This is a genomic window from Pantoea sp. Mb-10 (genome assembly GCF_021272205.1).
In the GTDB taxonomy this organism is placed as follows: domain Bacteria; phylum Pseudomonadota; class Gammaproteobacteria; order Enterobacterales; family Enterobacteriaceae; genus Pantoea.
In genome coordinates, this window is record NZ_JAJSDX010000001.1 from 237,064 (window position 1) to 252,532 (window position 15,469).

The following is a 15,469-nucleotide window of genomic DNA, read 5'->3' on the forward strand; positions in this document are numbered from 1 at the left end:
ACAATCGCCCCCCAATCCACACTAATGATGATGAATTTTTATCCTTATGAGCCATGTCAAAAATCCGCCGCGCGTGGGGTTCGTTTCCCTCGGCTGTCCCAAAAACCTCGTCGACTCCGAACGCATTCTTACCGAACTGCGTACCGAAGGCTACGATGTGGTGCCACGCTACGATGACGCGGAGATCGTGATCGTTAACACCTGCGGATTTATTGATAGCGCCGTACAGGAATCACTGGAAGCGATTGGCGAAGCGCTGAACGAAAACGGCAAAGTGATCGTCACTGGCTGCCTGGGCGCCAAAGTCGATCAGATCCGCGAAGTGCACCCTAAAGTGCTGGAGATCACCGGCCCGCACAGCTATGAGCAGGTGCTGTCGCACGTGCACACTTACGTGCCTAAACCGGAACACAACCCGTTCCTGAGCCTGGTGCCAGAACAGGGGGTGAAACTGACGCCGCGCCACTACGCTTACCTGAAAATTTCCGAAGGCTGTAACCACCGCTGCACGTTCTGCATTATCCCCTCTATGCGTGGCGATCTCGACAGCCGTCCCGTGGGCGCGGTGCTCGACGAAGCCAAGCGCCTGGTAGAAGCCGGCGTGAAAGAGCTGCTGGTGATTTCGCAGGATACCTCCGCCTACGGCGTTGATGTGAAGCACCGCACCGGCTTCTGGAACGGATCGCCGGTGAAAACCAGTATGGTTGGCCTGTGTGAACAGCTCGCGAAGCTCGGCGTATGGGTTCGCCTGCATTACGTTTACCCTTATCCGCACGTCGATGACGTCATTCCGCTGATGGCAGAAGGCAAGATCCTGCCGTATCTGGATATTCCGCTGCAGCATGCCAGCCCACGCATTCTGAAACTCATGAAGCGCCCTGGCGCGGTTGAGCGCACGCTGGAACGCATTAAACGCTGGCGTGAAATCTGCCCCGAGCTCACGCTGCGCTCCACGTTTATTGTCGGCTTCCCCGGTGAAACGGAAGAAGACTTCCAGATGCTGTTGGACTTCATCCAGGAAGCGCGCCTGGATCGCGTGGGCTGCTTCCAGTACAGCCCGGTTGAAGGTGCCACCGCGAACCAGCTGCCGGATCCGGTACCGGATGATGTGAAGCAGGCGCGTTTCGATCGCTTTATGCAGCTACAGCAGAAAATCTCTGCCGAGCGCCTGCAGGAGAAAATCGGCCGTGAAGTGCTGGTGATCATCGACGAAGTGGACGAAGAAGGCGCGGTGGGACGCAGCATGGCGGACGCGCCTGAAATCGACGGTGCCGTCTATCTGAACGGCGATCGCCAGGTCAAAGTAGGCGACGTGGTGCGGGTGAAAGTCGAACACGCCGACGAATACGATTTGTGGGGCACGCGCGTTTAACCGTACTTCTCTTGATGGGCACGCTTCCGCGCCAGATAGTCTGCGTCAGCGCGAAGGCGATCCCAACACGCTTTAAAAATGGCCGCCGCAGCGGCCTTTTCTTTTTCTACCGTGCGCGGTAGCTCTTTGCCTTCGGCATCATATTTGCGACCGCCCTTGTGGTTGCTGTAGCGGCGCGCGCGCGTGTAGCCCATTTGAATAAACTTACGCGCCATGTCCATGCCAACGAAGTCGTCTGCGGCGCGATACGCTTCAAACATTGCCATAATCTCTTGAGAAGACGTTTTGGCCAGTTCTACGGTGCGAAAACGCCAGTGCGGTAAAATCTCGCCTTTATAGGGCTCCACCATCAGTACGCCCTGCTCGCCGCGCCCCACTTGATACAGCTCTGGGTGCTGTCGAAAATCAATGTGCTTGAAATCTTGCTCGTAATTAAACGGCTTCATCTGCTCACTCCCTGTTAACGGCCATCGCTGTCACATTTTTTTGCGCCCGGCACTTAAGCGCTCGGGTTTCAAACCGATAACTTTAGTATCCAAACCTTCCCCACAAAGAGCTTAGTATGTTTAAACAGATGAGAATTGTGACTGCCATCATTGCGATCCTGGTTGTATTTACCGTGATGCAGGCCGTTTCCGGCTCGCTTTTCCTGTCGTCATTGATTTCCGGGCAGCATAATTTTTCCACCAGCGACCAACTGTCACACCAACAGCGTGAGCTAACGGACGGCTGGCAAACGCTGATCAAAACCCGCGTCACCATCACCCGCGTGGCCATTCGCTTTTTGAAAAACCAGAACGATGAAGCGGCACGCGCCGGCATCAACAAGCTGCTGGCCGCGGCAGCCGTCTCCCTTGATGAAGCCAAACAGCACTATGACGCCTATAAAGCGTTGCCGATGCTGCCGGGCCAAAACCTGGACGCCGCGCGCGCCGTAGAAGAAAAGTTTACCGCCTATCAGACGTTGTTAAACCAATCCATGGGGTTCCTGCAAGCCAACAACTATGCCGCGTACGGCGCGCTGGATGCCCAGCAGGCGCAGGATGAATTAGAAGCGGCGTACAAAACCTGGCGTGAACAGAATGTGCAGCTGCTTAACGCGGGCAGCGTGGAAAATGCACAGACGTATCGGCACATGCTGGTCATGATGGCTGGCATGGCGCTGATTGTGCTGCTGCTGGTGCTGGCGGTATGGATGCTGGTGCGCAGCATTATGCTCAAACCCATGAAACAGGTTCAGCAGCATATTGAACGCCTGGCGGAAGGCGACCTCTCGACGCATTTGCACATTGAGGGGCGCAGTGAAATGGCGTCGATTGCCACCAGCCTGGAGCACATGCAGCAGTCGCTGCTGCGTACCATCGTGAAGGTGCGCGACAGCGCCGAAGTCATCTACAGCGGCGCGTCAGGCATTGCCAGCGGTAACACCGATCTCTCCGCGCGCACCGAGCAGCAGGCCGCTTCGCTGGAAGAGACCGCCGCCAGCATGGAGCAGTTAACCGCTACCGTGAAGCAGAACGCCGACAATGCCCGCCAGGCGGCCCATCTGGCGAAAACCGCCTCCGATACCGCCAACAAAGGCGGCAACGTGGTGGATGGCGTGGTAAAAACCATGCGTGATATCGCCCAAAGCTCACAGAAGATTGCCGATATTACCAGCGTCATCGACGGCATTGCTTTCCAGACTAATATTCTGGCGCTCAACGCCGCCGTGGAAGCCGCGCGCGCTGGCGAACAGGGTCGTGGCTTTGCCGTGGTCGCGGGTGAAGTGCGCAATCTGGCACAGCGCAGCGCGCAGGCCGCGAAAGAGATCAAATCGCTGATTGAAGGCTCTGTACAGCGCGTCGAGCTCGGGTCGCAGCAGGTCAGCAGCGCCGGCGACACCATGCAAGAAATTGTCGGTGCCGTCACGCGCGTCAGCGACATTATGGGTGAGATCACCTCGGCGTCTGACGAACAGAGTCGCGGGATCGATCAGATTGGTCAGGCGGTCAATGAAATGGATCGTGTGACGCAGCAGAACGCCACGCTGGTGCAGGAGTCGGCTAACGCCTCGGCCTCGCTGGAGCAGCAGGCCAGCAGCCTTTCGGCCGCCGTGGCGCGCTTCAAAACCGGTGCGCGCCAGGCGAGCGCGGCGGTGGCCCAGCCCGTGAAAACGCTCTCCGCGCTGCCCGCGGCTGCGCCGCGCACCGTCAGCGCAAGCAGTAACGAAAACTGGGAAACGTTTTAACGCTCAGCACCGCGCGGGCGCATCACGCGCCCGCGTCAGTCAACTCTTCAATTTGGGATCGAGCGCGTCACGCAGCCCGTCACCCAACAGATTAAAGGCCAGCACGGTAAAAAAGATCGCCAGGCTTGGGAAGATGGCGACATGGGGCGCCATCACCATGTCGGCACGCGCTTCGTTGAGCATCGCGCCCCACTCCGGCGTGGGCGGCTGCGCGCCAAGCCCCAAAAATGACAGGCTGGCGGCAGTGATAATTGAGGTGCCGATGCGCAGGGTAAAATAGACCACAATCGACGATACCGTGCCCGGTAAAATATGCCGTAGCAGAATGGTCCAGTCTGAGGCACCAATACTGCGGGCCGATTCAATATAGGTTTGGTGTTTCAGCACCAGCGTATTGCCGCGCACCAGGCGGGCGAACGCCGGAATGCTGAAAATCGCTACCGCAATGATCACATTGCTCATGCCGCTGCCCATGATCGCCACTACCGCAATGGCCAGCAAAATACCGGGAAACGCGAACAGCACATCGCACACGCGCATGGTGATGCGATCCCACCAGCCTTCGTAATAGCCCGCCAGCAGGCCAAACAGCGTGCCGATTACGCTGCCGATCGCCACCGAGAAAAAGCCGGCAATCAGGGAAATACGCGTGCCGACCAGCACCCGGCTAAAGATGTCGCGGCCCAGCGAATCTACGCCAAACAGGTGCATCAACGACGGCCCCTCGTTCAGACGGTCGTAGTCAAAATAGTTTTCGGCATCAAAGGGGACAATCCATGGCGCTATACATGCCACCACGATCAACAGCAGCACAAAGCCCCCGGCCAGCATCGCCACTGGCTGCTGGCAAAAGCGCCGCCAAAATTCGCGCCAGGGTGTGCGTACCCGATTTTCCGCGAGCGTTGGCATGCTGCGCAGTGCCGCTTCACGACGCCAGTTCTTCAATTGCAACTCCTTACCTGTAGCGAATAGCCGGATTGATTGCCGCATAGAGCATATCGACAATCAGATTGATCAAAATGAACTCCAGCGAGAACAACAGCACTTCCGCCTGAATCACCGGGTAATCGCGCATCGCCACTGAATCCACCAGCAGGCGGCCAAGACCGGGCCAGTTAAACACCACCTCGACCACGATGGAGCCCCCCAGCAGAAAACCGAACTGCAGCCCCATCATGGTGATCACCGGAATCATGGCGTTGCGCAAGCCATGCTTCACCACCACCAGCGATTCGCGCACCCCTTTGGCGCGGGCGGTGCGCATGTAATCTTCCTGCATCACCTCAACAAACGCGGCGCGCGTAAAACGCGCCATCACCGCCGCCACGGCGGCGCCCAGCGTGATCGAGGGCAGAATATAGTGCTGCCAGCTGTCTGCCCCCACCGTAGGTAGCCATCCCAGCTCTACCGAGAACACCTGCATCAGCAGCATGCCAAGCGCAAACGCCGGAAACGAAATGCCCGACACCGCCAGCGTCATGCCGAGGCGATCCGGCCAACGGTTACGCCATACCGCCGAGACAATGCCAATGGCCATGCCAAACAGCACCGCCCACACCATGCTGGTGAGCGTCAACCACAGCGTGGGGAAAAAGCGCGCCGCGATCTCCTGCGCCACCGGTCGTTTTGACACCATCGAGTGGCCAAAATCGCCTTGCACCGCGTTGAGCATAAAGTGCCAGAACTGCTGAATCAGCGGTTGATCCAGTCCCAACTCCTGCCGCACCAGCGCCACCACCGAGGCGTCAGCTTCCGGCCCGGCAATCAGCCGTGCCGGATCGCCGGGCAGCAGATGCACAAACAGGAACACCAGCACCGCCACAATCAGTAACGTGGGAATCAGCCCGAAGAGGCGCTTTAGAAAATAGTTAAGCATGCGAAATCCTGCGGGCCCGTCCCACCGGACGGGCCGCGTCCATTACTTCAGATCGGCCTCATCGAAATTAAACGAGGTATCGGGCATGACGTAAAAACCACTGAGCTTTTTATTGTTGGCAGACACCAGCTGCTCAACCACCAGCGGAATCCACGGATGATCGTTCCAGATGCGATCCTGTGCGTCTTTGTAGAGCTGGGCTTTCTGCGTGCGATCGGTGGTTTTGAGCGCATCGCTCAGATCCTTGTCCACGTCAGGATTGCTGTAAAACGCGGTATTGAAGATCACCGGTGGCCAGGAGCCGGTAGCAAACAGCGGCGTCAACGCCCAATCGGCTTCCCCCGTAGAAGCGGACCAGCCGGTGTAGAACATGCGCACCCCGCTCTCTTTCTGCCCTTTACCCTCGACTTCAGCAGCGCGCTGGCCCGCGTCCATCGCCGTAACTTTCACCTTCACACCCACCTGCGCCAGCTGCTGCTGGGTGAACTGCAGCACTTTTTGCGCGGTGCTGTGGTTGTGCGATGACCATAGCGTCGTTTCAAAGCCGTTGGGATAACCGGCCTCTTTCAAGAGCTGTCGCGCTTTCGCCGGATCGTAAGGGATGGCCGGATAGCGCTGGGCAAAATCAATCGCGGGCGGCACGATGCCGGTGGCCGGCGTGGCGTAACCGGAAAACGCCACTTTCGCCAGCGCCGTACGGTTAATGGCATAGTTCAGCGCTTCACGCACCTTGGGATTATCGAACGGCTTCTGCGTCACATTGAGGCTGATGTAACGCTGCATGATGGACGGCGTCGTGACGACATCCAGATTGCCATTCGCTTTCAGCCGCTGCGCCTGCTCAAACGGGATGGGGAACGCAAAGCTGGCTTCGCCGGTTTGCAGCATGGCCGCACGGGTGTTGTTGTCCACCACCGGGCGGAACGTCAACGCATCAAGCTTGGGATAGCCTTTTTTCCAGTAGCCGTCCCATTTTTTAACTTTGACAAAATCGGTTTGATTCCAGGCGTCAAACACGTAAGGCCCGGTGCCCACCGGATGGAACCCGATATCTTTGCCGTATTTCTTCAGCGCAGCGGGCGAAATCATCACCGCAGCCGGGTGTGCCAGGTTGTTAATAAAGGCCGAGAACGGTTGTTTGAGCGTAATCTTCACCGTGAGCGGATCGACCGCCTCGGTTTTTTCAACATACTTGAACAGGTTGTAGCGCTTGAGATGGTTATCCGGATTGCTGGCGCGATCGATATTGGCTTTCACCGCCTCGGCATTGAACGGCGTGCCATCCTGGAACGACACGCCCGGACGCAGCTTGATAGTGTACGTCAGGCCATCGCTGCTCGCCGTGTAGCTTTCGGCCAGTACATTTTGCAGCTTCATGTCTTTATCGAAGCCAAACAGGCCCTGATAAAACGCTTTGGCCACCGATTGCGACAGCGTGTCATTGGCATCGTAAGGGTCGAGCGTGGTAAAGGTGGACGCCACGGCAATCACCGCCTCTTTCGCCGCCCATGCCGGTAACGCCAGCGCCGAACTAAGCACGCCCGCTGCGATGGCCCCTTTTCGCAAAATATGGTGCATCGTATGGTTCTCCTGTAGTCCCTGTTATGTGCGACATCGGCTGATGGCGCGCTTGATTGCTGTTTACGCGCCGCTGATCGCATGGCGAGCAACAAAATGCCCCGGTGCAACTTCCAGCAGCGGTGCCACTTCCGGCTCATCATCCAATGGGCGAATCGGGCTGGGAATATCGTCCGCGATCAGCGCCCGCTCGCGGTGCCGATGCGCCGGATCGGCCACCGGCACCGCCGCCATCAGTTTTTTCGTGTAGGGGTGCTGCGGCTGTTCAAAGACCGCCTGGCGTGGCCCCATTTCGACAATTTGTCCGAGATACATCACCGCCACGCGGTGGCTGATGCGTTCTACCACGGCCATGTCGTGTGAGATAAACAGAAACGCGATGTTGAATTCTCGCTGCAAATCCAGCATCAAATTGACGATCTGCGCCTGGATCGACACATCCAGCGCCGAAACGGCTTCGTCGGCGATCACCACTTTGGGATTTAACGCCAGCGCCCGGGCGATACAGATGCGCTGACGCTGTCCGCCAGAAAACTCGTGCGGATAGCGCTGGGCATGTTCCGGCAGTAGCCCCACGCGCTCCAGCAGCCACGCCACGCGCTGCTCGGCCTGGCGTCGGCCCAGGGTCCGGTGCACCAGCAGCGGCTCCATAATGGAAAACCCCACCGTCAGGCGCGGGTCGAGCGAGGCGTAAGGATCCTGGAAAATAAACTGCATTTCGCGGCGCAGTGAGGCCAGATCGCGCCCTCGAAGCGCATCAATGCGCTGCCCGTTAAACGTGATGGTGCCGCCCTGGCTGGCCATCAGCCGCAGCAGCGAACGCCCGGTGGTAGACTTGCCGCAGCCGGATTCGCCCACCAGCGCCAGGGTTTCACCGGCGTAAAGATCAAAGCTGATTTTTTCCACCGCGTGTACCCGCTGTTTCACGCGATTGAATAGGCCGCCGCGCAGGTCAAAGCGCGTCACAAGGTTCTGCACCTGTAACAGAGGCGGCTGGTCATAGCGCACCGTATCCTGTGGCGTGCTGGATTCCTCACAGCCGTTCGCGTGCAGCAGGGGAAATTTGGCCGGCAGCGGCGCTCCGCGCATCGCACCCAGTTTCGGTACCGCCGCCAGCAGCGCGCGGGTGTAAGGCTCCGCCGGTGCCGCAAACAGCTGTTGCACCGGCGCACGTTCGATCACCTCTCCGCGATACATGACCTGCACGCGGTCGGCCATTTCCGCCACCACGCCCATATCGTGCGTGATAAAGATCACCCCCATCTGCATCTCTTTTTGCAGCACGCGGATCAGCTGGAGGATTTGCGCCTGAATGGTCACGTCCAGCGCGGTGGTGGGTTCATCGGCAATCAGCAGGGCTGGCTTGCATGACAGAGCCATGGCGATCATGATGCGCTGGCGCATACCGCCGGAGAGTTGGTGCGGATAGCGCGCCAGCACGCTTTGCGCTTCGGGAATCCGCACCAGATCCAGCATGCGGCGCGCTTCCGCCTGCGCCTGCTGATGGCTTTTGTGCTGGTGCAACCGAATGGATTCCGCGATCTGTTCCCCTACGGTAAACACCGGATTGAGCGAGGTCATCGGCTCCTGGAAAATCATTGCCATATCGGCGCCGCGTACGCGCCGCATCTGACTGGCAGGGGTGCGCATGATGTCGAGCACCTCGCCGCTGCGCCGCTGCAGGAACACCTCCCCGCTGACCTCAGCGTTGCGCGCCAGCAGGCGCATCAGCGCCAGCGACGTCACCGATTTGCCCGATCCGGACTCACCCACCAGCGCCAGCGTTTCGCCGCGATGCACCTCTAACGTCAGGTTGCGTACCGCCTCCGTCACGCCCCCCTCGTGCTGGAAGCGCACCTGGAGATCGCGCACCGCCAGCACCTGATCCGGGGTCAATCGCACAGCCCGATCCGTCATGCCTGCTCCTTAGTTGTCGCGGTAAATGGCAACCTCAATCTCGCCGTCAACGAAAGCGAATCCGCGGTACATGCCTTCGCTGTTAAACGGCAGTACCACGTTGCCGTGGCCGTCCACCGCAATCAGTCCTCCGCTGCCCTCAAGCTCCTGCACTTTATCGTGGATGACGCTAGCAGCGGCCTGTTGCAGCGACCGTCCACCATAAACCATCTGCGCAGCGACATCGTAGGCCGCCAGCGTGCGGATAAACACTTCACCGGTGCCGGTGCAGGACACCGCTGCGGTCTCATTACTGGCATAGCAGCCGGCGCCCGGCAGCGGTGAATCGCCGACGCGCCCTGCCTGTTTATTGGTCATGCCGCCGGTTGACGTCGCCGCGGCCAAGTTGCCGTGCAGATCGCAGGCCACCGCGCCCACGGTCCCCATTTTGCGCTCCGGGTCCAGCGGCTCAGCGCCGCTCTGCGCAGCGGCACCGTCATGGTCCAGCACGCTGTGCTGAAGGGAGATGGCGCGCTGCAGTTGCTCCCAACGTTCGGGCGTGGAGAAAAAGTCGGGTTCGACTGGCTCCAGGCCTTGCGCTTCTGCGAAGGCCTCAGCGCCTGTGCCGATCAACAGTACGTGCGGACTCTTTTCCAGTACGCTGCGCGCCGCCAGGATAGGATGACGAATACGGCTTACGCCGGCTACGGCCCCCACGTCCAGCGTGCGGCCATCCATAACGCACGCGTCCAGTTCATGCGTGCCCTGGTGGGTAAACACCGCGCCCTTGCCCGCGTTAAACAGCGGACAGGCTTCCAGCAGCCGCACGGCTTCGGTCACGGCGTCCAGCGCGCTGCCGCCTGTAGCAAGAATCTGCTGGCCCGCGCTGACCACGGCGCGTAACGCGTCACGAAAGGCCTGCTCTTTCTCCGCGCTCATCGCGGCGCGCGTAATCGCACCCGCGCCGCCGTGAATGGCAATTACGGCTTTAGTCATACCCGATTTCCTGTGGTGAGATCAGTATGAAAAACACTGATTTAAAATGGTTTTCATCATTTTTAAGCAATTTTTGAATATAGAAAGCCCCTTCTGCCTTGTAAAGCAGAAAATGTCTCCTTGGTCATAACGTTTTAATGTGGGTTATGCTTTTTCGTCGCATGTGACGCGGCCGCCCTTTGCCTGCCATAATAGGCACATCTGACGTCTACCCTTAGAGAACACGATGGAACCTTTTACCGCCGGACTACTTTCCCTCGAAGAGGCGCAGCACACCCTGCTGCAACAGCTGACGCCCATCCGTGATTGCCTTGATGTTTCCCTGTTTGAGGCCGCAGGCCGGATCACCGCGCGCGCCATCGCCTCGCCGATCAACGTGCCCTCGTTTGATAACTCGGCGATGGACGGTTATGCCGTCCGCATGGCCGACCTCACGGCGCACAGCGTGCTGCCCGTGGCGGGTAAAGCCTTTGCCGGGGCGCCGTTTAAGGGCGCGTGGCCGGCAGGCAGCGTCGTGCGCATTATGACCGGCGCCCCGCTGCCCGAAGGGTGCGATGCCGTTGTGATGCAGGAGCACACCGAGCCGCGCGACGAAGGCATTGTGATTACCGCCCCCGTGCACGCCGGACAGAACATTCGCCGCGTAGGCGAAGATCTGCAGGCCGGAAAAACGGTCTTGGAAGCGGGCGTGCGCCTTGGCGCTGCGGAGCTGCCGCTGTTGGCCTCGCTGGGCATCACGCACCTGAGCGTGCTGCGCAAATTGCGCGTCGCTATTTTTTCCACCGGCGATGAGCTGCAGGCGGTGGGCAAGCCGCTGGGCGAAGGCCAGATTTACGACACCAATCGCTTCGCCGTCTCATTGATGCTGCACAAGCTGGGGTGCGAAGTGATCGATCTCGGCGTGATTGCCGACGATCCCGCGCAGCTACGCCACGCCTTCGTGGAAGCCGACCGGCAGGCCGATGTGGTGATCAGCACCGGAGGCGTGTCGGTCGGCGAAGCCGATTTCACCAAAGCGATTCTTGAGGAGTTAGGCACGATCAGCTTCTGGAAGTTGGCCATTAAACCCGGCAAACCGTTTGCCTTTGGTCGCCTGGCGAACAGCTGGTTCTGCGGGCTGCCGGGCAATCCGGTTTCAGCGGTGGTGACCTTTTATCAGCTGGTGCAGCCGATGCTGGCGACGCTTACGGGCCAAAGCACGAATATCATGCCGCTGCGCCTGCGCGCGCGCGCCGCAGAACGGCTGAAGAAATCGCCCGGTCGGATTGACTTCCAGCGCGGTATTTTGCACCGCGACAAGGATGGCGAGTTAACGGTACGCAGCACGGGTGCGCAAGGCTCTCACATATTCAGTTCTTTTGCTCTGGCAGACTGCTTTATTGTGCTGGAGCGCGATCGCGGGACCGTAGAACCCGGCGAATGGGTTGACGTAGAACGCTTTAGCAGCGTACTGGAGGGATGATGGAAGGCGCGCTAAGCCATGATGAGATGCTGCGCTATAACCGACAGATTGTGCTGCGCGGCTTTGATTTTGACGGCCAGGAGCGGCTTAAAGCGGCGCGCGTGCTGGTGGTGGGGCTGGGCGGGCTCGGCTGTGCGGCAGCGCCCTATTTAGCCTCGGCTGGCGTGGGCCATCTCACGCTGCTGGATTTTGACCACGTGAGCCTCAGTAACCTGCAGCGGCAGATCCTGCACAGCGATGCGCGCATCGGCCAGCCTAAAGTTGAGTCCGCGCGTCAGCAGCTGACGGCGCTGAATCCCCACTGCGCGCTGGAGGCAGTGAATGCGCAGCTCGACGATGCGCAACTCAGCGCGCTGATTGCCCGCCACGATGCGGTGTTAGATTGTAGCGATAACGTCAGCACGCGTGAGCAGGTGAATCGACTCTGTTTCAGTCACCAAGTGCCGCTGATTTCCGGCGCCGCTATCCGCATGGAAGGTCAGTTGAGCGTGTTTACCTGGCAGGCCGATGAGCCGTGCTACCGCTGCATCAGCCGCCTGTTCGGCGAGCAAACCCTAAGCTGCGTAGAAGCCGGTGTGATGGCGCCGCTGGTGGGGGTGATCGGCACGCTGCAGGCGATGGAAACCCTTAAGGTGCTGGCTAAGGTCGGCCAGCCCGCGCGCAAACAGCTGTTGATGTACGATGCGATGAGCGCAGAGTTTCGCAACATGAAGGTGGCGCGCGATCCCGGCTGCGAGATATGCAGTTTGCGTGCCGCGGGTCGCGGCAAGGTGTTTTAGCCACAGGCCGTGGCGGGGCTTGTGCCACTTGCAGTGGCGGGGCTTATGCCGCAGGCAGCGGCACGGTGCCTTTGCCACAGGCCGTGGCGGCGCTTATGCCGCAGGCAGCGGCACGGTGCTTTAGCCACAGGCCGTGGCGGCGCTTATGCCGCAGGCAGCGGCACGGTGCCTTTGCCACAGGCCGTGGCGGCGCTTGTGCCGCAGGCAGCGGCACGGTGCCTTTGCCACAGGCCGTGGCGGCGCTTGTGCCGCAGGCAGCGGCACGGTGTTTTAGCCACAGGCCGTGGCGGGGCTTGTGCCGCAGGCAGCGGCACGGTGCTTTTCCGCTGGCGCGGTGCTGGCGTTAGCACGGAGCGACTTTCGTTCGCCATGGCAATGGCAGGTGCCTTTGCCGCGCTGCGGCGACCGAGCAGAGGGCGCCAGGCCGCGCCCTCTGCACTCCCCGGCCCTGCGCCAGCCCCACTCGCCGCTGCGCGGTCCCTTCACTCCCTCAGCCTTCCTGACGGACCGGCGTCGATTCGCTCCTGCTCAACGCCGCCTCTCGCGGCATCCATGCCGCTCGTCCTGGAAGCCTTCAGTCGTTCAGCGAGTGGGGATGTCGCCCAGCAAACCTCGCTGTGGGTCTTTTATGTTTTTGTAGCGACCGTGTGGCGGGATGATTTTTAAAGTGCATTCATACCGCGCGGCGTTAAGCAAAACCCTTCTTTCGTGTTTTTACGTCTTTTAAGGTCACTGCGTAGCTGTAAGACTTTTAAGTACCATCCAGACCGCGCTGCGTTAAATAAAAACCTTTTTCCGCGTTTTTGGTCTTTAGACGCCAGCGCGTTGCTGAAAAGACTTTTAAGCAACCTCCCACCCGCGCCGTGTTAGCCAGAAGCCGTTTCTAATGTCTGTCTTCTGTCTTTTCCAGCCAGCCACCGTCTTTGCAAACTGGCTTGCAGCCCCCAGACAACACCACACAGAAAAAAAGAAAAAGGCTCTTAAAGGCGAGGGTGTTGAGCGCCATCCGGAGCGCCGAATGGAGCGTGACGGCCAGGACGAAGCGGCAGGGATGCCGCTGAGAGCGCGGAATGAGCCAGGGATGGCGAATCCGCGCGGTCCGTGAGGCCGTTGCGGCGGAGTGAGGGAACAGCGGAGGCTGGCGCAGGGCGCGGATTGCAAAGGGCCGCGCCCATCGGCCCTTTGCCCGTACGCCGCAGCGGGGCGGCTGCAACTCCCGCAGGGTTAGCGGGCGGAACCCGCTCAGAGCAATGCCGACTGAGCGGTCGGAAGCCGCTCAGAGCAATGCCGACTGAGCGGTCGGAACCCGCTCAGGGTCAGGCCAGCGCAGCGGCCAATGCGCGAGCTCGCGCAAAATAAAACCGACTTTGCGGGCCGGAACCCGCGCAGAGCAATGCCGACTGAGCGGCCGAAACCCGCTCAGAGTCAGGTCAGCGTTCGGCACCCGCCAGGTGCCAAACCGGCTTGAGCGGGCCGGAACCCGCTCACCCTTACTGAATCCCCTGACTCCGCAGGTAATCCTCGTAATTGCCGGTGAAGTCCACGATGCGCTCGCCTTTCATTTCGATCACGCGGGTGGCCAGCGAACTGACAAACTCACGGTCGTGAGAAACAAAGATCAGCGTACCTTCGTACATCTCCAGCGCCATATTAAGCGACTCGATCGACTCCATATCAAGGTGGTTCGTCGGTTCATCCATCACCAAGATATTGGGCTTTTGCATCATCAGCTTACCGAACAGCATGCGGCCTTTTTCACCACCGGACAGCACCTTGGCGGGCTTATTGATCTCATCGTGACCAAACAGCAAACGCCCTAGCACGCTACGAACCGCCTGCTCATCGTCGCCTTCCTGTTTCCACTGGCTCATCCACTCAAACACACTGAGATCGTCGGCAAAGTCATGGGCATGATCCTGCGCGTAATAGCCAATGCGTGAATTTTCAGACCACTTCACCGTGCCGCTTTCTGGCGTCAGTTCACCAATCAGCGTTTTTAACAGCGTGGTTTTACCGATACCGTTAGCACCGAGGATGGCGACCTTCTCACCCACTTCAACCATCAGGTTGAGCTTATTAAACAGCGGGCCTTCATCAAATCCTTTGGTCAGTGCTTCCACTTCCAGCGCATTACGGAACAGCTTTTTGTCTTGGTCAAAACGGATATACGGATTCTGGCGGCTAGAGGCTTTTACTTCATCCAGCTTAATTTTATCGATCTGTTTTGCGCGGGAGGTCGCCTGACGAGATTTAGACGCGTTAGCGCTAAAACGACTGACGAAGGATTGCAGATCGGCAATTTGCGCTTTTTTCTTGGCGTTATCCGCTAATAAACGTTCACGCGCCTGCGTTGCCGCGGTCATATATTCATCATAATTGCCGGGATAAACGCGCAGTTCACCGTAATCCAGATCGGCCATGTGCGTACACACCATATTCAAAAAATGGCGATCGTGCGAAATGATGATCATGGTGCTGTTACGTTCGTTTAGCACCTGCTCCAGCCAGCGAATGGTATCGATATCCAGGTTGTTTGTCGGTTCATCAAGCAACAAAATATCGGGATTCGAGAATAACGCCTGCGCCAGCAGCACGCGCAATTTCCAGCCTGGCGCGATTTCACTCATTGGACCGTAATGCTGATCCACCGGAATGCCAACGCCCAGCAATAATTCACCCGCGCGTGATTCCGCACTGTAACCGTCCATCTCACCGTACGCGACTTCGAGATCGGCAACTTTATAGCCTTCCTCTTCGCTCATTTCCGGCAGTGCATATATCCGGTCGCGCTCTTCCTTAACCGCCCATAATTCGGTGTGCCCCATGATCACCGTGTCCAGCACGCTATATTGCTCAAACGCAAACTGGTCCTGGCGCAGTTTACCGATGCGCTCGTTGGGATCGAGGGAAACATTGCCGTTGGTGGGTACCAGGTCGCCGCCCAGTATTTTCATAAAGGTCGATTTACCGCTGCCGTTTGCACCGATTAAACCGTAACGATTACCGCCGCCAAATTTAACGGAGATATTCTCAAACAGCGGCTTGCTGCCGAACTGCATAGTGATATTGCTGGAAACTAACACGGCATGGACCTTTGTTACGCAGTGGAGGAAAAAACAGCGGGCATTATGCCAGAAGCGCGCTGCTGGGGCCACCTCTGCACGAATGACAAAGCAAGCATCGGCCTAAAACGTCTGATGTCAGGCAAAAAATAGGGCGTGCGGCGCAGGAGGGGCGCAAGAATATTTAGCGCCAGTTAAGTACTAAAGACCGCGTTGGC

Annotated in this window: 11 protein-coding genes; 4 read left to right on the forward strand and 7 right to left on the reverse strand. The window is 59.0% G+C overall.

The features are described from left to right. Window positions 1–46 precede the first annotated feature (46 nt). Window positions 47–1,372 (forward strand): 30S ribosomal protein S12 methylthiotransferase RimO, encoded by a 1,326-nt coding sequence (rimO, locus tag LU196_RS01130; protein ID WP_232757899.1) that lies wholly within the window; start codon window positions 47–49, stop codon window positions 1,370–1,372. On the opposite strand, the gene LU196_RS01135 is transcribed toward rimO, so the two are convergent. After that, a complete protein-coding gene (locus LU196_RS01135; RefSeq protein WP_232757900.1) occupies window positions 1,369–1,818 on the reverse strand; it encodes a DUF4385 domain-containing protein in 450 nt (149 codons plus the stop codon). The genes rimO and LU196_RS01135 overlap by 4 nt on opposite strands. A gap of 116 nt (window positions 1,819–1,934) precedes the next feature. Here LU196_RS01135 and LU196_RS01140 point away from each other — a divergent pair, with 116 nt between their 5' ends. Further along, on the forward strand, window positions 1,935–3,602 hold the full coding sequence (locus tag LU196_RS01140) for a methyl-accepting chemotaxis protein (RefSeq protein WP_232757901.1): 1,668 nt from the start codon (window positions 1,935–1,937) through the stop codon (window positions 3,600–3,602). A gap of 39 nt (window positions 3,603–3,641) precedes the next feature. Here LU196_RS01140 and gsiD read toward each other — a convergent pair whose 3' ends face one another. From gsiD to LU196_RS01165, 5 genes are all read right to left on the reverse strand, one after another. Beyond that, on the reverse strand, window positions 3,642–4,547 hold the full coding sequence (gene gsiD / locus LU196_RS01145) for a glutathione ABC transporter permease GsiD (RefSeq protein ID WP_232757902.1): 906 nt from the start codon (window positions 4,545–4,547) through the stop codon (window positions 3,642–3,644). A gap of 10 nt (window positions 4,548–4,557) precedes the next feature. Then, window positions 4,558–5,478 (reverse strand): glutathione ABC transporter permease GsiC, encoded by a 921-nt coding sequence (gsiC, locus tag LU196_RS01150; protein ID WP_232757903.1) that lies wholly within the window; start codon window positions 5,476–5,478, stop codon window positions 4,558–4,560. A 42-nt stretch (window positions 5,479–5,520) separates the two neighbouring features. Then, the gene (gene gsiB / locus LU196_RS01155) at window positions 5,521–7,056 is read right to left on the reverse strand and encodes a glutathione ABC transporter substrate-binding protein GsiB (RefSeq protein WP_232757904.1); all 1,536 of its coding nucleotides are present in this window, start codon (window positions 7,054–7,056) and stop codon (window positions 5,521–5,523) included. Between the two features lie 63 nt (window positions 7,057–7,119). After that, a complete protein-coding gene (locus LU196_RS01160; RefSeq protein WP_232757905.1) occupies window positions 7,120–8,973 on the reverse strand; it encodes a dipeptide ABC transporter ATP-binding protein in 1,854 nt (617 codons plus the stop codon). A 9-nt stretch (window positions 8,974–8,982) separates the two neighbouring features. Continuing rightward, on the reverse strand, window positions 8,983–9,948 hold the full coding sequence (locus LU196_RS01165; RefSeq protein ID WP_232757906.1) for an isoaspartyl peptidase/L-asparaginase family protein: 966 nt from the start codon (window positions 9,946–9,948) through the stop codon (window positions 8,983–8,985). Window positions 9,949–10,174: 226 nt separating this feature from the next. Between LU196_RS01165 and moeA the strand changes: the two genes are divergently transcribed. Both moeA and moeB read left to right on the forward strand, forming a co-directional pair. Then, entirely contained in the window at window positions 10,175–11,410 is a 1,236-nt protein-coding gene (gene moeA / locus LU196_RS01170; protein ID WP_232757907.1) for a molybdopterin molybdotransferase MoeA, read from the forward strand. Continuing rightward, on the forward strand, window positions 11,410–12,189 hold the full coding sequence (gene moeB / locus LU196_RS01175) for a molybdopterin-synthase adenylyltransferase MoeB (RefSeq protein WP_232757908.1): 780 nt from the start codon (window positions 11,410–11,412) through the stop codon (window positions 12,187–12,189). Before moeA ends, moeB begins: the two co-directional genes overlap by 1 nt. Before the next feature lie 1,490 nt (window positions 12,190–13,679). Here moeB and LU196_RS01180 read toward each other — a convergent pair. Continuing rightward, window positions 13,680–15,272 (reverse strand): ABC-F family ATPase, encoded by a 1,593-nt coding sequence (locus tag LU196_RS01180; protein WP_232757909.1) that lies wholly within the window; start codon window positions 15,270–15,272, stop codon window positions 13,680–13,682. Window positions 15,273–15,469 lie beyond the last annotated feature (197 nt).

Excerpts from the sequence above, each read along its gene's own strand:
- rimO (WP_232757899.1), top strand. The coding sequence starts at position 47 with ATGAGCCATGTCAAAAATCCGCCGCGCGTGGGGTTCGTTTCCCTCGGC.
- LU196_RS01135 (WP_232757900.1), bottom strand. The coding sequence starts at position 1,818 with ATGAAGCCGTTTAATTACGAGCAAGATTTCAAGCACATTGATTTTCGA.
- LU196_RS01140 (WP_232757901.1), top strand. The coding sequence starts at position 1,935 with ATGTTTAAACAGATGAGAATTGTGACTGCCATCATTGCGATCCTGGTT.
- gsiC (WP_232757903.1), bottom strand. The coding sequence starts at position 5,478 with ATGCTTAACTATTTTCTAAAGCGCCTCTTCGGGCTGATTCCCACGTTA.
- gsiB (WP_232757904.1), bottom strand. The coding sequence starts at position 7,056 with ATGCACCATATTTTGCGAAAAGGGGCCATCGCAGCGGGCGTGCTTAGT.
- LU196_RS01160 (WP_232757905.1), bottom strand. The coding sequence starts at position 8,973 with ATGACGGATCGGGCTGTGCGATTGACCCCGGATCAGGTGCTGGCGGTG.
- LU196_RS01165 (WP_232757906.1), bottom strand. The coding sequence starts at position 9,948 with ATGACTAAAGCCGTAATTGCCATTCACGGCGGCGCGGGTGCGATTACG.
- moeA (WP_232757907.1), top strand. The coding sequence starts at position 10,175 with ATGGAACCTTTTACCGCCGGACTACTTTCCCTCGAAGAGGCGCAGCAC.
- moeB (WP_232757908.1), top strand. The coding sequence starts at position 11,410 with ATGGAAGGCGCGCTAAGCCATGATGAGATGCTGCGCTATAACCGACAG.